Genomic DNA, 19,796 nt, shown 5'->3' with positions numbered 1-19,796 from the left:
CTATTCTTCCCCGTCATAGAGGTTGATTGGCTGGGAGGGCATGATCGTGGAGATTGCATGTTTATAGACGAGCTGGGACTGCCCGTCCCGGCGCAAAAGCACGCAAAAGTTGTCGAACCATGTGATCACTCCCTGAAGTTTCACCCCGTTGATCAGGAAGATGGTGACCGGGACCTTAACCTTCCTGACATGGTTCAAAAACGCGTCCTGCAGGTTCTGTTTATCACTCGCCATGTCTGAAAAACCCCCGTTTTATTCAGTCTTTTGCTCTTGCGGGCCGCGGATCGGCCGAACGTCGACAACTCGGGCACTATGTCGTGGGGTCAAATGAGATTCCAGCCAAAAAAGCAAATGCTATCCGCATGTTGGAGCGGATAGTCACGCCCGCCAGACCTGAGGGTTCAGGAGCGCTATGATCGCAAGGGTTTCGAGCCGTCCAAGCACCATGGCGACGGCGAGCACGATCTTGGCCGGATCGGGTATGCCGGTATAGGAAATCGGGACCTCTCCGGCGACAGAGGCGAGCGGGCCAGTGGTCGAGAGGGCCGAAACGGTGAGGACGAGAGCGGTTTCGAATTGCACTCCGAAGAGAGATAGCGCGATCATCACGGCGGCGACCGAGAGAGCGAAAAGCATGAAGAAGATCCACGCGATATAGGCGCCCTGCCGCCGGATGCGGCGGCCTGTGACCCCTGCCCCGCCGATGGAGGACGGGTGCACCAGGCGGTCGATCTCGCGGCGGCCATGGCGCAAAAGCGCGTAGATCCGCAGGAGCTTTACGCCGCCTGCGGTGGTCGCGACGCCGCCGCCGATCAGGGCGAGGCCGACGAGGATGAGGCCCGGCGTTTCCAGCCCGGACCAGAACCGGGCGGTATCCCAGGAGGCGCTTTCAAAACCGGTCGTCGTCAGGAAGGACAGGACGGTGAACAGACTGCCCCAAAGCGCCTGGAGTGCTGCGACGAAGCCCCCTTGGGTGACGCCTTCGATCGAGCCAAGCCAGTGGCGCAAGAAGAGGACTGTCGGGAGGAGAAGAACAAGGCCCATGCCGAGCCGGAATTCAGGGTCCTGAAAGACGGGGGTCTGATCCTCACCCAGCAGGCCGCGACTGAAGGTCAGCCGGGACAGGGCAAAGATCATGAAGCAGAAGATCGCGATCTCTCCCGGAAGGCCTGCTTCGGCGCGGATCAGGCCGCCGGTGGGGGAGATGCCAGAGGTCGCGAGCGTGGACATGGCGTGGCAAATCGCGACGAGCGGGCGTTCTCCGGACAGAAGAAGCGAGATGCAGAGCGCGAGGGTCAGCAGACCGTAGATCGGGGCGAGCTTGATGGAATAACGGGTCAGGCGCTCGGACGGGTCGGCGATGCGGGCGATCTGCTCGTAGCGGCGGGCGCCCTCGCCCACTTCGGCAGTGGCGCGGATCTCGAATCCGCCGAGATTCATCGGGGCGAAGATGGCAATGGCGGTGCTCCAGATCAGAAAGCCGCCGAGCCAGCCGACGAGCGCGCGCCAGAGGTGCAGGGACGGCGGTAGGCGGCCGGGCGCGTCGTAGAGCGTCGCGCCCGTCGTGGTGATCGAGGAGACCATTTCGAACCACGCATTGAGAAAGCGCGTGTTTCCAAGGGCTTCGTAGAAAGGGACCGCCAGAAAGACCGGCAGTGCGATGAACGCCGCCAGAAGCGACAGAAGCTGTGAGCGCGCCACATTAGGGGGCGCATAGTTCGACATGGCGACGCCGATTAGGCTTGTCAGGAGCCCCAGAAGGATCGCCGCATAGAGAAAGCTGCGGGAGGTGTCGTAGTCGCGCAAGCCATAGGCATGGATCGCGGGGATCATCATGGCGATCGCCGCCAACCCCATCAGGAGCACAAAGAACGGCAGGCGGAGCATGCGTTGCATCGGCGTCAGAAGAAGTCGATCGAGACCTGAAGCAGGCGCTCGACCTCGGGGACGTCAGCGGCCATGGCGAAGATCGCGATGACGTCGCCTTCGTCAATGCGGGTGGATCCGGTCGGTTTAACGAAGGTCTCGCCTTTCATAACCCCGCCGACAAGCACGCCTTCGGGGAAGTCCACGTCGCGCAGGCGCTGGCCGGAGATGGGCGAGGTCGAAAGAACCTGCGCCTCGAGCAGTTCGGCCTCGGCATCACCGATGGAGTAGACGGCACGCACACGGCCATGGCGGATATGGCGCAGGATCGAGCTGACGGTGGTGGCGCGGGGGTTGATATAGGCGTCGATCTCGAGCTGGGACATGAGCGGGATCAGCGTCGGATCATTGATCAACGCGATGGTCATCGGGCAGCCCTGCCCTTTGGCGCGCACGGCAGTCAGAAGGTTCGTCTTGTCGTCATCGGTCACGCAGAGGACTGCGTCGGCCTTTTTGATATTGGCCTCGTCCAGCAGCGCCACGTCGAGGCCGTCGCCGTTGAGCACGATGGTTCGTTCGAGCGCGTCGGCGGCGAGTTCGGCGCAGCGGCGGTTTTTCTCGATCACCTTGGCGCGGATACGATCCTCGCGGCCCTCAAGCGCGCGGGCGACGGCGAGGCCGACATTGCCGCCGCCGATAATGAGGATACGCTCCTGCTTGCGCTGGGTCTTGCCGAAGATCTCGAGCGTGCGCGAGACATCGCGGCTGTCGGTGAAGATGTAGCAGTCGTCGCCTTCGAAGATCTGATCGCCCGCCTCCGGAGCGAAGAGGCGCCCTTTGCGGCGGATGCCGACGACCACGGCGCGCAGGGTCGAGAAGAGATCGGTCAGCTGGCGCAGCGGCGTGTTGGTAACGGGGCAATCGGGATCGATGGTGATCCCCATGAGCGTCGCCTGGCCCTCGAAGAAGCTTTCGGTGTCGAAGGCGGCGGGGGCTGCGAGACGTTGCAAGGCAGCCTCGGCCACCTCCTTTTCCGGGGAGATGACCACGTCGATGGGCATGTGATCGCGTCGATAGAGGTCGGAATAGATGGCCGTTAGATAGCTTTGCGCGCGCAGGCGGGCGATCTTGCGCGGGATGGCGAAGACCGAATGGGCGACCTGGCAGGTCACCATATTGACCTCGTCCGAATGGGTCGCGGCGATGATCATATCGGCGTCGCGGGCCCCGGCCCGGTCGAGGATATCGGGATAGCTGGCGAACCCGGCAATGCCCTGCACGTCGAGCGTATCGGTCGCGCGACGGACGAGGTCGGCGTTGTTGTCGACCACCGTGACGTCGTTTTGTTCACTGGCGAGATGGCGGGCGATCTGCCAGCCGACCTGTCCGGCGCCGCAGATGATAACTTTCATGAACGCTCCCGAGGCGGCACCGTTCGACCGTGGTGCCAGAGCGGGCCTGCCGGGTCAATCATCGCCGTCCTCGCCGTCAAGGAAGCGGATCAGCCGCTCGGTGAAGGCTTCGGGCTGTTCGCGCATCGGCCAGTGACCGGTTTCCATTAGGTGCAATCTGCTGTTCGGAACCAAGGTCACCGCCTCTTTGGCGTGGCGCACCGGCACGATGCGGTCACGGGTGCCGTGGATGAAAAGGGTCGGTTGCCGGATTTCGGGGAGCCTGCGAATGAGCGAGCCGGTGAGTTCGGTCGGGGTGATTTCGCGCGCGAAAAAGGCGTCGGCGCTGCGGCGCTGGCCCTGATCGCGAGCAACATCCTGAACGGCTGCGATCGTGTCGGGGGTGACGCGGGCGGGATCAGCGTAGCTGGCGCCCAGGCCGATACGTGTGAGGAACGGGCTGGCGGCGGCGGCCTGATAGATAAGCCCGGCGGCTGGAGAGCGGGAAACGGCCCAGGCTAGTTCGTGAAATGGGGCTTTGTCCATCAGGCCGTAAGCGCAGACCGGAACGAGTTTGCGCACCTTTTCCGGCGCATCGAGCGCAAGCCTGAGGGCAGCTCCGCCGCCCATGGAGACACCGGAGATGTCGCATTGCTCCACGCCGATCTCATCGAGAAAAGCGATGAGCCAGCGGGTCAGGTCAGCCAGATCGTAGGGGCCGTCGAAGCCTTCGCTTTCGCCGTAGCCGGGTAGATCGGGGACGATCACCCGGCGGGTCTTGGCGAGGATCGGGAATGTCAGCCGCCATGTCAGTTCGGCATGATCGAAACCCGCGCCGTGGAGCAAGACGAGCGGAACGCCACCCTCGCCCTGATCGACATATCCGACCCGGCGTCCGTCTACTTCGCAAAAGTGGTCGGCGAAGGGCATCTAGCTTTCGACATGGGCGACGCGGGCGCCGGCCTTGTTGGAGGTGACGACGCCAAGGGACTTGAGTTTGCGGTGAAGGGCCGAGCGCTCCATTCCCACAAAAGAGGCGGTGCGGCTGATATTGCCGCCAAAGCGGTTGATCTGGGTGAGCAGGTATTCCCGCTCAAAGAGCTCACGGGCTTCGCGCAGCGGCAGGGTCGCCAGGCTGCCGGAAAGCACGACGCGGTCCTCATCGGGCGCGCGTTCTTCGGTGGAGGGAAGCTCTTTGGCCGTGATATCGCCGCCATTTTCGCCAAGGATCAGAACACGTTCGACGATGTTCTTGAGCTGCCGGACGTTGCCGGGCCAGACCATGGTTTGAAGAAGCGCACGAGCGTCTTCGGCCAGGGGGCGTTGCGGCAGGCCTTGGGTCGTGTTGAACCAATCGACAAAATGCTCCGCCAGCAGTGGAATATCCTCGCGCCGGTCCTCGAGGGCCGGAACATGGATCGGCACGACATTGAGACGGTGGTAGAGTTCCTGGCGGAAGCGGCCTGCATCAATCTCGGATGGCAAGTCCTTGGTCGTGCTGGAAATAACGCGCAGATCGACGCGGACCTGTTCGGAGCCGCCAACGCGTTGAAATTGCTGTTCGACCAAGACGCGCAGGATCTTGGACTGGGTGCCGGAGGGCATGTCGGCGATTTCGTCGAAATAGAGCACGCCTCCGTTCGCCTCTTCGAGGAGACCCTTCTCGATGCCGCGTTCGGGGCTTTCGCGGCCAAAGAGCACCTCTTCCATCCGGTCGGGTTCGATGGAAGCGGAATTGACCGAGATGAAGGGCTCGGTCGCGCGCAGGGAGTTGTTATGGATATAGCGGGCCGCGATTTCCTTGCCCGTACCGGCAGCACCAGTGAGCATAACGCGGCCGTTGGACTTGGTGACCTTGTCGAGCTGGGATCTCAGAGCCTTGAACGCAGCGCTTTCGCCCAGCATTTCGGCGGCATGCGTCTCTCCGCGCTTGAGCTCGACATTTTCGCGGCGCAGGCGGGAAGTTTCCATCGCGCGGCGTATGACTACGAGAAGCTGGTCGATGTTGAAGGGCTTTTCGATGAAGTCGTAGGCGCCTTGCTTGATCGCGGCGACAGCAATCTCGATATTGCCGTGGCCCGATATGATGACGATCGGGATGCCGGGGTGGTCGCGCTTGACCGATTTAAGGATATCGATCCCGTCCATGTCGCTGTCCTTGAGCCAGATGTCGAGGATCATCAGCGCGGGCGGTTCTTTGTCGATTTCCGCCATACATTCGTTCGATGTGCCGGCCAGACGCGTTGAATAGCCTTCGTCGATCAGGATCTCGGAAATCAGCTCGCGGATATCCCGCTCGTCGTCGGTAATCAGGATGTCGCCCATACTTTGTCCTCACTCTGCTCTATCTGGGGGATGTCGGGGATCAGCGGGAGACGAATGGTCGCCCGCGCCCCGGGGCGGTCGGAGCCGCCGAATTGGGGGGCGTCGCTGAGCGTCAGCTGGCCCCCGTGTTCTTCGATGATTTTCTTGACGATGGAGAGGCCAAGGCCGGTACCCTTGTCGCGGGTGGTCACGTAGGGTTCGAACAGGCGGGCGCGGTCCTCCGGAAGGCCGGTGCCGTTGTCGTCTATCGTGAGTGTCGCGGTGTCGTCTTCGCGCGTGAAGGCGATGCGGATCTCAGGGCGGTAGCCGTCAGGCGCGCCTTTTTTCTCCAGGGTTTCAATGGCTTCCCCGGCATTCTTTATAAGATTGGTGAGCGCCTGGGAGATCATTGTGGCGTCGATCTGGGCAAAGGCCTCGGGATCGGTGATCTGCAGATCAAAGGTGACGCCTGGCTGCCCGGATTCCTGCAAGGTGACGGCGTCGCGGAGGATCTTAACCACGTCGTGGCGCGCGCGGTCGGGTTCGGGCATGCGGGCGAATTTGGAAAACTCGTCAACGATGCGGCGCAGATCGCCGGTCTGGCGAACGATGACGTCGGTCATCTGGTCGAGCTTGTCCGCATCTTCACCGGCCGAGGCGCGGAACTTGCGTTTGATGCGCTCGGCCGAAAGCTGGATTGGGGTGAGCGGGTTTTTGATCTCGTGTGCAATGCGGCGGGCCACGTCGCCCCAGGCGGCCATGCGCTGGGCGCTGACCAGATCGGTGACGTCGTCGAAGGCCACAACGAAGCCTTCCAGCCTGCGATCCTCGGAGCGCCGCTTGCCCATTCGGACAAGCAGCGTTTCCTGCATGCCGCGCCGTGTCAGATTGATCTGGTCCTGCGCCACCTCGACGCCTTTGCGGCGGACTTTGGCAAAGAGCGGCGCGAATTCGGGGACAGCATCTGCCAGCGACATGGCTTCCTGCGCGGTCCCCACGCCCAGCAGGCTTTCAGCGGATCGGTTCACGAAAGCGACGCGCCCTTTTGCATCAAGACCGACGACGCCAGAGGTAACGGAGGACAGCACGCTATCGAAGAGGCGCCCGCGCTCCTCAATCTGGCGGGTATTCTCCAAAAGGGCTTCTCGCTGCCCTTTGAGCTGGGTCGTCATCTGATTGAAGAGACGACCGAGCATCGCGATCTCGTCGTCGCCCTCTTCTTCCCGGACGCGGACGTTCAGATCGCCGCCGCCGACGCGCTGCGCGGCGCTGGCCAGGCGACCCACCGGGCGCGAGAGGCGTTCAGCGAACCAGAGGCCGAGCCATGTGGCCGCAAGAATCAGAAGAGCGGCAAAGCCGAGATAGAGAAGACCGAACTGGAAAAGAAGCGCGCCGCGATCCGATTCGAGCTGGCGGTATTCGGCAACGGTTTCACGCGTCTCATCGACCAGCTTGAGGATGTTCCCGTCCACGTCGCGGCTGATGTAGAGGTAGCTCTGGCCGAGCGATCTAAGGGGGACGAGCGCACGAAATTCATTGTTGTCCCAGTCCTCTATGATGATGCCGCCTTGCGCGCGCGCTTCGGCCAGCTGTTCGGGCGTTGGGGGTTCGTAATAGAAGAGGTACGATCCTTCGCCGCGAAAGCGGATGGCGGCATTCTCGTCGATGACGAAAGCTTCGCTGAGGCCGCGCTGGATGCGGCCTTGATAGGTTTCAAGGAACTGACGGAACTGGCCCGCAGTGAGATTCTGCTGCGATCTTAGCTCTTCATCCAAGGCGAGGACGAGCCGGATGGCATCTTCGCGAAGGCCCGCCCGTTGCTCTTGTTCATAGGCTTCGGCGGCAGCGCGGGAATTGCTGAGAACGAGGCTGACGCGGTCGGAGAACCAGCCCTCGAGGCCGATCGTGATGGTGACGACGGAGAAGACCGCGACAAGCACGGTCGGGATGAGAGCTACGACAGCGAAGACACCCGTCAGCCTGAGATGAAGACGGGATCCCGCCGAACGCGCCCGGCGGGCGGCAACCATGCGCACCACACGCCGCGTTAGAAGCGCTGTGATAACAAGGACATAGATGAGATCGGCCAGTAGGATGATAAGCAAGCCATCCCGGGACACACCTGGATCGAGCGGATAGAAGACGGAGAATGTCAGGACCGCGAGGATCGGACCCAAGAGGATAAAACCGAGCGTCAACACGGTCTGGACGGAGCGCCGGCGCCGCCACCGGTTGAACCCGGTCAGTGAAAATCCCTGTAGGGCGCGTTGCACGCGTCTTGCCCGCTTTCCTCGATGGGAGCCATTGCCCCCGGTGCCGCCGATCTGTGGCTTCGGAGAGACATGCTTCCCGTGCCACTTTGCTGTTGCGGTTTTACATCAACTTACGGCGCCGTGTCACGCGGATATCGAGGTCTGTGATCTTCTTTCTGAGGGTATTTCGGTTAATTCCGAGCAGATCGGCGCATTTCGCCTGATTTCCGCCGGTTGCATCAAGAGCAATTTCGAGGAGCGGAAGCTCTACCTCGCGCAAAATCCGCTGGTAAAGGCCGGGTGGCGGCAGCACTCCGCCATGCAGATCGAAGTAGCGCCGCAAATGGCGCGCGACGGAGGCGGAGAGCTTTTCGCTGTCGCCGCTGCGCAGCGGCTCCATCGCGGGCTGCGAGCCGAGAACGGCCTCGACCTCGGTGCGGGTGATCTCTCCTTCAGTGGCGGTCACGACAAGGCGGCGCACGGCGTTTTCAAGCTGGCGGACATTGCCGGGCCAGCTGTAGCGGCGCATCAGCGTCAGCGCATCGGAGGACAGAGTGCGCGGTGCTGAGCGGTCTTTTTCGGCACGGGCCAGAAAGTGATCGGCAAGAAGCGGGATATCGTCGACGCGTTCGCGCAAGGACGGTACCTCGATCGTCACGCCGCCGAGACGGTAGAAGAGATCCTGTCGGAAGCGGCCTTCCTCCATGCGGTCCATCAGGTCGGTCTGCGATGTTGCCATGATCCGAGGCGCGCTGTCGCCTAACGCATCGAGCATGCGCACGATGCGTGCCTGCGCCTCGTCGTCGAGATCGCTCACCTCATCAAAGAGGACCGAGCCACCCTTGGCGCGGGCCATCAGCGATGAGGGGCCGTCCGCCCCTTCCAGATCCACGCCCGACACGGTGATGAACGGCATCGAGCGACGGTCCGAGAAGTCGTGAATGGCGCGGGCGATTAAGGATTTGCCGGTTCCGCTTTCGCCGGTGATCAGAACCGCAAGGTCGGTATTCATCACGCGTGCCACGAGACGGTAAAGAGCCTGCATGGCAGGGGTGCGGCCCACGAGGGGGAGGTCCTGAGAGTCGTTCGGCGCAGGCTCTGCGCGCGGGGGCGTGGCGACGCGCTTGACCTCGAGCGCGCGGGCGGCGCGTTTCATCAGATCGGGCAGATCGAAGGGTTTGGGCAGGTAGTCGTAGGCTTCGGCCTCGGCCGCCTGAATGGCCGTCATGATCGTGTTCTGGGCCGAAATGACGATGACAGGCAGGCCCGGGCGCGCCTCGGAGATCTTGGGGAGCTGGTCGAGCCCGTTGCCGTCGGGCATGACCACGTCCGAGATAACGAGATCGCCCTTCCCTTCATCCACCCACCGCATGAGCGTGACCAGAGAGGAGGTCGCATGCACCTTGCAGCCCGCGCGGGTCAGCGCCTGGGTGAGAACGGTGCGGATCGTGCGGTCGTCGTCGGCGACAAGGACAGTTCCGTCCATGGGGATTCCTCCTAGGGAGTGGCGCCCGGCGGGGCGAGTGGCAATGCGATACGAAAGACGGTGCGTCCGGGATGGCTGTCGACGCTGATCCAGCCGCCGTGATCGGCGATGATCTTGGAGACGAGCGCGAGCCCGAGGCCTGTCCCGTTCTCTTTTCCGGAGACGAAGGGGTCGAAGATGTTCTCGGCAATCTCGGCGGGAAGTCCCGGGCCATCGTCGATGATCTCGATCTGGAGCGGCAGCTTGGCCGAGGAACCGTCGGGTTTGCGCATCCGAAGCGACATGTCAAAATAGGTGTGGAGACGGATCTTCCCGCCTTCAGGCTGAGCTTCGGAGGCGTTCTTGAGAAGGTTGAGAAAGACCTGAAGCAGCATGTCTCCATCGGCCCAGGTGGAGGGTAGCGACGGGTCGTAATCCTCGATCAGCATCATATGCGAGGCGAACCCGACGATGGCGGAGCGTCGGGCGCGGTCGAGAACGTCATGAATGTTGACCACGGTGCAAGCTGGCGGTCTGAGATTGCCGAATTGCTCGACCTGATCGAGCAGCTTCACGATGCGCCGGCTTTCCGTGACGATTAGATCGGTCAGCTCGCGGTCTTCAGGCTCCAGGTTCATTGAGAGGAGCTGCGCCGCGCCGGTGATGCCTGCGAGGGGATTCTTGATCTCGTGGGCGAGCATTTCAGACATGCCGATGGCCGTCTTGACGGAGGTTGTGGCCGAAGTGCGACCCGACAGGAACGACGTCACCTCGCGTGGGGCAAAGAGCACCAGCATTTGTCCGTCGGAGTTCTGCAAGGGCGCGATCCGAATGTTGCAGAGCATCGCCTCACGCTGCGGCGCGCCCACATCGATGTCGTTGATATGAAGTGAGGCGAGGTTGTCGCGGGCGCGGGCCATCGGCTCGGAAAGATCGGTTTTGACGTAAAGCTGCGCCCAGACGGGGCGGCCCTTGAGACCCTTGCGGGACTGGTTGAAGAAATCCTCGGCCGCGGCATTGATATCGACGATGATATCCTCGCGATCGACGACGATCCCCGGGACCGGCAAGGATGACCAAAGATCCTCTGCGATCATGCCGCGACCTCTTTGGTCTGATGCAGGGCGTCGGGCAGATCGCGCAGAACAGCGGCGGGATCGGTTTCTGTCAGCACAGCGCGACGGAGCGGGGCGGGCGTGGCGGCCTGATCCATGTACCATCCCAGATGTTTGCGGGCGACCCGGCGCCCCAGCGTGCTGCCGTAGAACGACAGCATATCCTCGTAATGGGAGGCGACCATATCGACGAGCGCGGCGCCTTGCGGGATCGCGGGCGCGGGTTCGTTATTGAGGGCCGCCGAGATCTGGGCGATCAGCCAGGGGCGGCCCTGCGCGCCGCGTCCGACCATGACGCCGGCGGCCCCGGACGCGTCGAGGGCGCGGCGTGCCGACGCCGCCCCATCGATATCGCCATTGGCCAGAACGGGGATCTGCACCGCCTCGCGGACGGCGCGGATCGCAGGCCAGTTGGCGCGGCCCTTGTAGAACTGGCATCGCGTGCGGCCATGGATCGTGATCATCGCGATCCCGGCGGCCTCGGCCCGGCGGGCCAGGTCCGGGGCGTTGAGCGTCGCGTCATCCCAGCCGAGCCGGGTCTTGAGCGTGACCGGGATCGAGACCGCGCTGACGACAGCGTCGATCAGGCCGAGTGCATGGTCGAGATCGCGCATCAGGGCCGATCCTGAATAGCCGTTCGTGACCTTCTTGGCCGGGCAACCCATGTTGATATCGATAAGGCGGGCCCCCTGCCCTTCGACCATGCGGGCGGCCTCGGCCATCCAATGCGCCTCGCGGCCAGCCAGCTGTACGGCGGTCGTCTGCCCGCCCAGATCCAGCTCGGCCCGTTCGCGGGTGCCGGGTCTGGCCTGCACCATCTCTTGGCTCGCGACCATCTCGGAGACGACCAGATCGGCGCCAAAGCGGCTGACCAGCCGCCGGAACGGCAGATCGGTGATCCCCGCAAGCGGAGCGAGGGCCACGAACGGACCCTTGGTTGTATCTGCCACTCGAATGGTCAGGTGCCTAATCCCTAAGCGCTTTCGCCCGGATGTATCGCGGGGGGGATCCGCCAGCAACGCGTGGGACCGACCTCGCTTTTGGAAAAGTATATATGCCTAAATTTTAGGCGAACCAGCGCCGATGCGCCGGATGTTTGCACGTCTGGATTTCCCGCCTTAGACAGCGGACATGACTTCGACCGCCTCTCCCGTCACGGCAGCTGTGCTCGTCGCCGCCGGCCGGGGACTCCGCGCGGGAGGCGGCGTGCCCAAGCAGTGGCGATTGCTTGGGGATCGTCCGGTGGCGGCGCATTCGGCGCAGCTTTTAGCAGATCACCCGCGCTTGTCGCGTGTCGTTCTTGTGGTGCATCCGGACGATCTGGAGGCAGCGCCCTGGGCGACGGATCTGGGGCTTGAGATCGTGCCGGGTGGAGACAGCCGGAGCGCATCGGTGCGCGCGGGCCTCGAGGCGCTGGAGGGTCAGGCGCAGAATGTGCTGATCCATGATGCGGCGCGGCCCGGGCTGACGGCCGAGATTGTCGATGCGGTGATCGATGCGCTTGAAACGGCGCCAGGGGCGGCGCCTGCCTTGGCGGTGACGGATGCGCTTTGGCGCGGGACCGAAGGCCGGGTTGCGGGAGTTCAGGCGCGAGACGGGCTTTGGCGCGCACAGACCCCACAGGGCTTTCACTTGGAGGCGATTCTGGCCGCGCATCGCGCAGCGACGACACAGGCGGCAGACGATGTGGAGGTCGCCCTCGCGTCAGGTCTTGAAGTTGCGATTGTGCCGGGGGATGAGCGCAACCGAAAGATCACCGAGGCCGCCGATTTCGAGCTGGCCCGGCAATTGATGGGATCCGGAATGGATATCCGCACGGGCAACGGCTTTGACGTTCACAGGTTCGGCGACGGCGACCGGGTGGTTCTTTGCGGCGTCGCAGTGCCTCATGCGCGCGGGCTGGCGGGGCATTCGGACGCCGATGTCGGCCTGCATGCTTTGAGCGATGCGATCTACGGGGCGCTGGCCGCAGGCGATATCGGTCAGCATTTCCCGCCATCGGATCCGACCTGGAAGGGTGCGGAGAGCCGGATTTTCCTCAGCCATGCGGCCGATCTTGCGCGCGAACGCGGGTTTGCGATCACGCATCTGGATTGCACGCTGATTTGCGAGCAGCCCAAGATTGGACCCCATGCAGAGACGATGCGCGGGCGCGTGGCCGAGATTGCGGGGATCGACATGGAACGGGTCAGCGTGAAGGCGACGACCTCGGAACGGCTTGGGTTCACCGGGCGCGAGGAAGGGATCGCGGCGCTGGCCACCGCGACACTGGTGGCCGGATGATCCGCATGATCGCCACTGTCGGAGGAGCCGGGTATCTCAGACCCGCGCCGGGGACCTGGGGTTCGCTGGTCGCTCTGCCTTTGGCGGCGCTCCTTTACGCAATTACCGGACCCTGGGGCGTTCTGATTGGCGCGATCGTGGCCTTTGGGTTGGGTCTTTGGGCAACCGGCGAGATGACCAAAGGGATGACGGATCACGACCCGTCGGAGATTGTCATTGACGAGCTGGTCGGGCAGTGGATCGCTGTGCTGCCGATTTTGTTCGGAGCAGCCGCTGCCGGGGCGCCTGCTATGGCGCTTTGGCCGGGATGGATCGCGGCCTTCGCGTTGTTCCGGTTGTTCGACATCTGGAAGCCCGGTCCCGTTGGATGGGCGGACCGGCGCGGAGACGCGCTTGGCGTGATGATGGATGATGTGATCGCGGGTGTGTTTGCCGCGATCGGAGTGACGATCCTCGCGGGGATCTGGCATGGGATGGTTTTATGAAGGAAATCGAAGCGTTGCGGGCAGAGGTCGTTCAGCTGGCCAAGGAGAAGAATGTCTGCGTGACGACAGCAGAAAGCTGCACAGGAGGGCTGCTCTCGGGGGCGATCACGGCGGTTCCAGGAAGCTCCGCCGTGTTCCGGACGGGGTTTGTGACCTATTCGAATGCAGCCAAGTCGGATCTGCTCGGGGTCAAGGCCGAGCTCATCAAGCAGATGGGCGCAGTGTCCGAAGAGGTCGCCGAAGCGATGGCGGTGCGGGCGCGCTATTTGACCGAGGCCGATATCGCGATCTCAACGACAGGGATCGCAGGTCCGGGCGGATCGGAGCACAAGCCTGAGGGGCGAGTCTGCTTTGGCATTGCCGCGCCCGCGGGAACTGGCACGGAAACGGTGGAATTCGGCGCTGTCGGGCGGGCCGAAGTGCGGCTGCGGTCTGTGGAGCATGCGCTTACCCGGTTGCGCGAGGTCCTTCAGGCGATCTGAGGATTGCCGTCAGGGCATCGAGATCGAGTTCCGTCGCCGACGTGATGGACCATAGGACGCTTGCTTTCGCCTCTCCGATAAGAGCTTCGGCCTTAGCGCGGACGTCTGCCTGGCGCTGCTCGAGCGGGCGTAAGGTCAGCAGGTCGTGCCGGGCTTCGAGAGTTCCGATGCGAAGATCTGCCTCGGTTTCGGAAAGAGTGTCATCGCCCGTCACCTCGACTCGATCGCGCAAGGCGACGAGATTTGGAGCTTGGATGATCTCAGGCTCGAAGGCGTCTAGCCCTGCCAGATCATGGCCCGTCAGCGCCATGGCAACTGTAAGCGTGAGGCTGAACTTGGCTTCCAGCCGGGTCTGCGGGCAAGCGATGTTGCAGACGGTCAGCCAGCGAGGATGAACGGATAGCTTGATTGGCTCCGCTTCGGGGATGGGGGCGTCCTTTGAAAGCGCGCGAGCCGCTTCGATCGGCGCATGCGTGCCGTGGCAACAGGCATAGAGTTTGTGACTGACTGTCTCGAAGCGCCAGAGCGATCCAAGGGCCTCGAGGGCGGATGGATTGGCCTCGCCGTGATGGGTGGGGCCGAAGCCTTGATCGGTCTCCAGCGCGTTGGAATGGGCGGTCAAGCCAGCTTTGGCCATGAGCGCGGCCTCGACTCCGGCGGAGGCCGCCTGCCCCCCCTGCAGCGGTTTGGCCATCGTTCCGAACTGCGCCTTGAGGCCGGCCGCGCGACTTGCGGCATGGCCTAGCGCCCAGCGGGTCCGTGTCTCGTCCAGTTTGAGAAGCCGAGCGACAGCGAGCGCGGCGCCGAATGTGCCGGAGGTGGCGGTCTGGTGAAATCCGGCCTGGTAATGCGCGCGGCCGAGCCACTCGCCAATGCGGATGGAGGCTTCAGCTCCGATTAGCGCAGCCTCGAGCGCCTCGGTGCCGGTCGCGTTGGTGTGTTCGGCCACGGCGAGCGTTGCGGGGATGATGACGGCGCTGGGATGACCGATATGGCCGAAATGTGTGTCGTCGAAGTCGAGCGCGTGAGACGTCGTGCCGTTGACGAGCGCGGCGGCCCGGGGGCTGACCTGACCGCCGCCGAGGATCGAGGCGCGCCCTTGGGTCCGCTCCTGCCCGGTCAAATCGCGCAGCTGCCGCGCGACAGGCTCGTCGATGCCGGCAAGGCCGACAACGGCCCAATCAAACAGCGAGAGCCGCAGGATCGAAAGGGCCGCCTCGGTCGGCGTGCTTTCAAGTGTGAACCGGACCAGCTGATCGGTGACACCCTGCCCAGATGCAGTGGTCACGCCTGTCCGTAAAGCTTGTGGGCGCGGCGTTCGAAGGCGCGGACCACGCGCTGCATCGCTTCGTTGAAGAAGATGCCAGCTGCGCCTTGTAAAAGCCTATTCTTGAATTCGAAATCCACGTCAAAGCTGACCTCGCAGCCTTTTTCAGCCTCGCGAAACTTCCAGGTCGATTCGAGATAACGAAAGGGACCGTCGATATATTCGGTGTCGATCTGCTTTCTTTCAGGCCAGAGCGTCACCTTGGAGCCGAACCGTTCGCGGAAGACTTTGAAGGAGATGACCAGATCGGCCAGCATGACCTCGTGATCCCCTTTGTCCTCGGTCGAGCGGATCCGCGCGGCGGCGGTCCAGGGCAAAAATTCCGGGTAGTCGCCGACATCGGCGACCAGATCGTACATCTGTTCAGGCGTATAGGGCAGAACGCGCGTCTCTGAATGGCTGGGCATGGGCGGCCTTGTCGGTGGTCAAAGGATAGTCCTTTTGTCATAGAGTGATGGCCTGCGAATCCAAGGGGCGGGACGGACCGACCGATGCCAGAGACAAACTATGCCATCGATCAGATGATCTCGGCCAAGGAGATCGCGGCGCGGGTCGAGGCCCTGGCGGGCGAGATCAATGCGGAGTTCAAAGGGACAGATCAGCTGGTCGTTGTTGGGCTTTTGCGAGGGTCCTTTGTGTTCATCGCGGATCTTGTGCGCGAGCTGGCGTTGCCGGTTGAGGTCGATTTCCTCGAAGCCTCGTCTTATGGAGATGCGATGGAAACGAGCCGGGAAGTGCGTATTCTCAAGGATTTGCGGGGCGCTATTGAAGGCCGGGACGTGCTTGTCGTTGAGGATATCGTCGATACCGGGTTCACACTGCACCATGTTTGCGGATTGCTGGAAAGCCGCAATCCCGCGCGGCTCAAGACCATCGCCTTGCTCGACAAGCCATCGCGCCGGGAGGTCGAGATTACGGCGGACTGGACCGGATTCGAGATCCCCGACGAGTTCGTCGTTGGCTACGGGATCGATTATGCGCAGCGGGATCGCAATCTGCCATTCATCGGCAAGGTTCGGCTCTGATGGATCCGCGATGGCTCATGTCGGCCAAACGGTGGGTGCAAAATCCGCCATCCCGCAAGAAGGTCTATGCGGTGCTTGGCATCATCGCCTTTTGCGCCTGCCTTTATGGACTTGAACAGGCCGGCGCTTTGCCGGACTGGATGCAGGCCGAACGCGGCGCGCGTATTCCGCGCTAGCCGAGCGCCTTCAGACGTGCCTCGCGCAGGCGGGCGAAATCCTCCCCGGCGTGGTAGCTTGACCGGGTGAGCGGTGTGGCGGAGACCATTAGGAACCCCTTTCCATAGGCCGCTTTCTCATAAGCTGCGAACTCTTCTGGCGTCACGAATCGGTCGACGGCATGGTGCTTGGGCGTCGGTTGCAGATATTGGCCAATGGTCAGGAAATCGATATCGGCGGCGCGCATGTCATCCATCACCTGCATGACCGCCTGACGGTCCTCGCCGAGGCCGACCATGATGCCGGATTTGGTGAACATGCTCGGGTCCAATTCCTTGACGCGCTGGAGGAGCCGCAGGGAATGGAAGTAGCGCGCGCCGGGGCGGACCTCGGGATAGAGACCTGGGACGGTTTCGAGGTTGTGGTTGAAGACATCCGGTTTCGCCTCGACAACGACTTCGAGGGCTTCAGGAGCGCATTTGATGAAATCCGGCGTCAGGATCTCGATCGTGGTGCCGGGCGATTGGCGGCGAATGGCGCGGATGGTCTGGGCGAAATGCTCTGCGCCGCCATCCTCGACATCGTCGCGGTCGACGGAGGTGACGACGACGTGGTTCAGGCCCAGCTTTTTGACCGCATCGGCGACGCGGCCCGGTTCGAACACATCGAGCGCCTCGGGCGGCTTGCCGGTGGCAATGTTGCAGAAGGTACAGGCCCGCGTGCAGACCTCGCCCATGATCATCATGGTCGCATGGCCTTGGCTCCAGCATTCGCCAACATTGGGGCAGCCTGCTTCTTCGCAGACAGTGACGAGGCGATGCTCGCGCATGATATCTCGGGTCGCCTTGTAGCCTTCGGATGTCGGTGCCTTGACGCGAATCCAGTCCGGCTTTTTGGGCTGCGCCGCATCGGGGCGCCGCTGCTTTTCCGGATGCCGCTGGGCGGGAATGGTCAAATCGCGGGGCGCCATGGGAGATCCTTTTGTCACCTAGCTTCTATCTAGCCAGACTTGGCTTTTTTGCCAATGCCGCCCGCGGGACCCTGGCATACCTTTCTTGCATGAGAGATCAGCTCCGCTCCTGCATCGGCCATCAATCCGGCGAGATCGGCGGCCCACTCTGTCGCGGAGCTTCCAGTCCGATAGACCAGTGCGATCCTGCGCGACGGCTGAGGTTTGCGGAACCGCAGAACCATGAGGTCGGGCGCGGCTGCCAATTCGGTGCGTAGCGCCAGTTCGGGCAAAAGTGTCAGGCCGAAGCCGCCCGCGACCAGACCGCAAAGGGTCGAAAGAGAGGATGCGCCCAGATCGACCTGCCGTCTTGAGGGGAGCTTGCAGATCTCAAGGGCCTGATCGGCAAGGCAATGGCCTTCATCCAGCAACAAAAGCCGATCGGGATCGATAGCAGTTGGACGTAAAGCCTCGGCTCTGGCTCCCCATCCTGACAGTGCCGCCCGAGATCCCGCCAATACGAAGTGATCTTCGAGGATATCCGTTGCAGCCAATCCAGGCTCAGCGACTGGGAGAGCCAGAACCGCTGCGTCGAGCTGACCGCGCCTTAAGGCATGAATGAGAGCATCGGTCTGCGCTTCGCGGATGCGGATATCGAGCGTCAGATCTCTCGCTCGCAGGAGTGCAAGTGCGGGCGGGAGAAGGTATGGCGCGATTGTCGGGATCATGCCGATCTGGAGCCGTCCGGCGAGGCCGTTGCGCCAGCGGACGGCCTGTTCAAGATCGCCCACTTCGGCCAGAATGCGGCGGGACCGGTCCAGAACGTCCTGCCCTGCGCGCGTGAGGCGAATTTCGCGCGGCATCCGCTCTACGAGATCGACGCCGAGAAAGACCTCCAGTTCCTTGATCTGAGTCGACAAAGCGGGCTGACTGACATGCACCTTATCGGCGGCGCGACCAAAATGGCCGGCCTCGGCCAAGGCAGTGAAGTAACGCAATTGCTTGAGAGAAAGAGCCATAAGAAAAGGTTATCGCAACTAGAGGAAAATGCAACTTTCCTTTATCCTCCCGCTATGGGATTTTTACTTAGATCGATTCTAGAATTCTTAGGTTGAGGAGAGGCTCATATGACTGACAAACCCATCCTGACAACAACTGGTGGAGCACCGGTTCCGTCCAATGACACGTCGAAGACAGCCGGACCGCGGGGTCCTGTCCTTCTTGAGGATTATCAGCTGATCGAGAAGCTTGCGCATCAGAACCGCGAGCGGATCCCCGAGCGGGTTGTTCACGCGAAAGGATGGGGTGCGCAAGGCATATTTAAGGTCACGCATGACATCTCGAAATACAGTTGTGCGAAGATCTTCTCGAAGGTTGGCAATAGCTGCGACGTCCTGTCCCGCTGGTCCACAGTTGCGGGCGAGTCGGGCGCGGCCGATACCGAACGCGACGTGCGGGGCTTTTCGCTGAAGTTCTACACAGAGGACGGCAACTGGGACATGGTCGGGAACAATACCCCGATCTTTTTCGTGCGGGACGCCTACAAGTTCCCCGATTTCATCCGTACCCAGAAGAGGCATCCCAAGACCAACCTTCGCTCGCCGGAAGCGATGTTCGATTTCTGGGCGGCGCAACCGGAATCGGTTCATCAGGTCACGATCCTGATGTCTGATCGCGGCATTCCGACAAATCCGATGCATATGAACGGTTATGGATCGCATACGTTTTCCATGTGGAATGCAGATGGAGAACGGTTCTGGGTGAAGTTCCACTTCAAAACCCAGCAAGGGCACAAGCACTACACCAATGCCGAGGCGGAGGCTCTGATCGGGAAGACCCGCGAGAGCTATCAGGAAGATCTTTTCAACGCGATCGACCGCGGAGATTTCCCGAAATGGACGATGTTTATTCAGGTCATGCCAGAGGCAGAGGCCGGTCAGCAGTCCTACAATCCATTCGATCTGACTAAGGTCTGGCCGCATGAGGACTATCCGCTGATCGAAGTGGGTGAAGTCGAGATGAACAAGAACCCTGAGAACTATTTCCAGATGATTGAGAACGCGGCCTACAGCCCCTCGAACGTCGTTCCGGGGATCGGCTACAGCCCGGATAAGATGCTGCAGGCGCGGGTGTGGTCCTATGCCGATGCGCACCGCTATCGTCTTGGCACCCACTATGAAGCGTTGCCCGCCAACGCGCCCCATGCCGCGAATGTCCAGCACTATCACAAAGACGGCCCGATGCGGTTCTTCACGAATGATTTTGGCAATGCCGATGCATATTATGAGCCAAATCAGTACGGCGGCCCGGTTGCTGATCCTTCAGTGATGGAACCGCCGCTCAAGATCGATGCCGATGCTTTCCGCTATCCTCAGGAGGTCACGGACGAAGATTTCGTTCAGGCGCGTGAATTGTACCTGAATGTCCTCGAGGAGGATGAGAAGGAGCGGATGTACGAGAACTATGCCGCTGCGATGGGCCCCTGCTCGAAGGACGTGAAGGAGCGCTGGTATGCCGTTCTGGAGCGCGTTCATCCCGACTACGCCGCTGGGGTTCGCGCCGCAAACGATCGGCTCGATACCGATGTAAATGCTGTGCCGATTACGGATGACACACAGATCGAAGCGGCCGAGTAAGCTTCCTTGATGGCGGGCGTTGATATCGCCCGCCACCCAACCGGTTATCTCTGTCCGTAT

The 19,796-nt window shown here is 62.3% G+C and carries 19 protein-coding genes; 6 read left to right on the top strand and 13 right to left on the bottom strand.

Translation table 11 applies throughout. The annotated features are described in order from the left end of the window. The 9 genes from hfq to dusB form a co-directional block, all read right to left on the bottom strand. Positions 1-234, bottom strand: coding sequence for an RNA chaperone Hfq (gene hfq / locus AAD018_RS07700; protein ID WP_367314911.1), 234 nt, complete (start codon positions 232-234; stop codon positions 1-3). Positions 235-378: 144 nt separating this feature from the next. Continuing rightward, positions 379-1,896: a TrkH family potassium uptake protein gene (locus tag AAD018_RS07695; protein WP_367314910.1), complete on the bottom strand. Its 1,518-nt coding sequence runs from the start codon at positions 1,894-1,896 to the stop codon at positions 379-381. A 5-nt stretch (positions 1,897-1,901) separates the two neighbouring features. Continuing rightward, complete coding sequence (trkA, locus tag AAD018_RS07690) at positions 1,902-3,278, bottom strand: Trk system potassium transporter TrkA (RefSeq protein ID WP_367314909.1); 1,377 nt, start codon at positions 3,276-3,278, stop codon at positions 1,902-1,904. A gap of 54 nt (positions 3,279-3,332) precedes the next feature. After that, positions 3,333-4,187, bottom strand: coding sequence for an alpha/beta fold hydrolase (locus AAD018_RS07685; protein ID WP_367314908.1), 855 nt, complete (start codon positions 4,185-4,187; stop codon positions 3,333-3,335). Next, on the bottom strand, positions 4,188-5,582 hold the full coding sequence (gene ntrX, locus AAD018_RS07680; RefSeq protein ID WP_367314907.1) for a nitrogen assimilation response regulator NtrX: 1,395 nt from the start codon (positions 5,580-5,582) through the stop codon (positions 4,188-4,190). It abuts the gene before it with no gap. After that, the gene (locus tag AAD018_RS07675) at positions 5,567-7,834 is read right to left on the bottom strand and encodes a sensor histidine kinase NtrY-like (protein WP_367314906.1); all 2,268 of its coding nucleotides are present in this window, start codon (positions 7,832-7,834) and stop codon (positions 5,567-5,569) included. Before AAD018_RS07675 ends, ntrX begins: the two co-directional genes overlap by 16 nt. 100 nt (positions 7,835-7,934) lie before the next feature. Continuing rightward, positions 7,935-9,299 carry a response regulator gene (locus AAD018_RS07670; RefSeq protein ID WP_367314904.1) on the bottom strand — a complete coding sequence of 455 codons (1,365 nt, stop codon included), beginning with the start codon at positions 9,297-9,299 and terminating at the stop codon, positions 7,935-7,937. A gap of 11 nt (positions 9,300-9,310) precedes the next feature. Further along, a complete protein-coding gene (locus tag AAD018_RS07665) occupies positions 9,311-10,375 on the bottom strand; it encodes a two-component system sensor histidine kinase NtrB (RefSeq protein ID WP_367314903.1) in 1,065 nt (354 codons plus the stop codon). Beyond that, positions 10,372-11,349 (bottom strand): tRNA dihydrouridine synthase DusB, encoded by a 978-nt coding sequence (gene dusB, locus AAD018_RS07660; protein WP_367315212.1) that lies wholly within the window; start codon positions 11,347-11,349, stop codon positions 10,372-10,374. Before dusB ends, AAD018_RS07665 begins: the two co-directional genes overlap by 4 nt. Positions 11,350-11,524: 175 nt before the next feature. Between dusB and AAD018_RS07655 the strand changes: the two genes are divergently transcribed. From AAD018_RS07655 to AAD018_RS07645, 3 genes are read left to right on the top strand one after another with little or no spacing between them, the layout of a single operon-like run. Next, complete coding sequence (locus tag AAD018_RS07655; protein WP_367314902.1) at positions 11,525-12,676, top strand: bifunctional 2-C-methyl-D-erythritol 4-phosphate cytidylyltransferase/2-C-methyl-D-erythritol 2,4-cyclodiphosphate synthase; 1,152 nt, start codon at positions 11,525-11,527, stop codon at positions 12,674-12,676. Next, positions 12,673-13,161: a phosphatidylglycerophosphatase A family protein gene (locus AAD018_RS07650; protein WP_367314901.1), complete on the top strand. Its 489-nt coding sequence runs from the start codon at positions 12,673-12,675 to the stop codon at positions 13,159-13,161. The genes AAD018_RS07655 and AAD018_RS07650 overlap by 4 nt, the downstream gene beginning before the upstream one ends. Then, entirely contained in the window at positions 13,158-13,643 is a 486-nt protein-coding gene (locus AAD018_RS07645; RefSeq protein ID WP_367314900.1) for a CinA family protein, read from the top strand. The genes AAD018_RS07650 and AAD018_RS07645 overlap by 4 nt, the downstream gene beginning before the upstream one ends. Here the strand turns inward: AAD018_RS07645 and AAD018_RS07640 are convergent. Continuing rightward, complete coding sequence (locus tag AAD018_RS07640; RefSeq protein ID WP_367314899.1) at positions 13,609-14,931, bottom strand: MmgE/PrpD family protein; 1,323 nt, start codon at positions 14,929-14,931, stop codon at positions 13,609-13,611. The two genes, AAD018_RS07645 and AAD018_RS07640, sit on opposite strands and share 35 nt — an antisense overlap. Continuing rightward, a complete protein-coding gene (locus AAD018_RS07635; protein WP_367314898.1) occupies positions 14,928-15,377 on the bottom strand; it encodes a type II toxin-antitoxin system RatA family toxin in 450 nt (149 codons plus the stop codon). Before AAD018_RS07635 ends, AAD018_RS07640 begins: the two co-directional genes overlap by 4 nt. Before the next feature lie 84 nt (positions 15,378-15,461). On the opposite strand from AAD018_RS07635, the gene hpt reads away from it, so the two are divergent. Then, the gene (gene hpt / locus AAD018_RS07630; RefSeq protein ID WP_367314897.1) at positions 15,462-15,995 is read left to right on the top strand and encodes a hypoxanthine phosphoribosyltransferase; all 534 of its coding nucleotides are present in this window, start codon (positions 15,462-15,464) and stop codon (positions 15,993-15,995) included. After that, positions 15,995-16,171, top strand: coding sequence for a hypothetical protein (locus AAD018_RS07625; protein ID WP_367314896.1), 177 nt, complete (start codon positions 15,995-15,997; stop codon positions 16,169-16,171). The genes hpt and AAD018_RS07625 overlap by 1 nt, the downstream gene beginning before the upstream one ends. On the opposite strand, the gene lipA is transcribed toward AAD018_RS07625, so the two are convergent. Next, the gene (lipA, locus tag AAD018_RS07620) at positions 16,168-17,121 is read right to left on the bottom strand and encodes a lipoyl synthase (RefSeq protein ID WP_367314895.1); all 954 of its coding nucleotides are present in this window, start codon (positions 17,119-17,121) and stop codon (positions 16,168-16,170) included. The genes AAD018_RS07625 and lipA overlap by 4 nt on opposite strands. A gap of 29 nt (positions 17,122-17,150) precedes the next feature. Beyond that, on the bottom strand, positions 17,151-18,119 hold the full coding sequence (locus tag AAD018_RS07615) for a hydrogen peroxide-inducible genes activator (RefSeq protein ID WP_367314894.1): 969 nt from the start codon (positions 18,117-18,119) through the stop codon (positions 17,151-17,153). A 108-nt stretch (positions 18,120-18,227) separates the two neighbouring features. On the opposite strand from AAD018_RS07615, the gene AAD018_RS07610 reads away from it, so the two are divergent. Further along, on the top strand, positions 18,228-19,736 hold the full coding sequence (locus AAD018_RS07610; RefSeq protein ID WP_367314893.1) for a catalase: 1,509 nt from the start codon (positions 18,228-18,230) through the stop codon (positions 19,734-19,736). Positions 19,737-19,796: the final 60 nt, after the last annotated feature.

The sequence above is a fragment of the Aestuariibius insulae genome, assembly GCF_040783535.2.
Taxonomy (GTDB): Bacteria; Pseudomonadota; Alphaproteobacteria; order Rhodobacterales; family Rhodobacteraceae; genus Aestuariibius; species Aestuariibius insulae.
The sequence above is the reverse complement of the archived record's forward strand: the minus strand, read 5'-3'. Positions and strand labels throughout refer to the sequence as shown.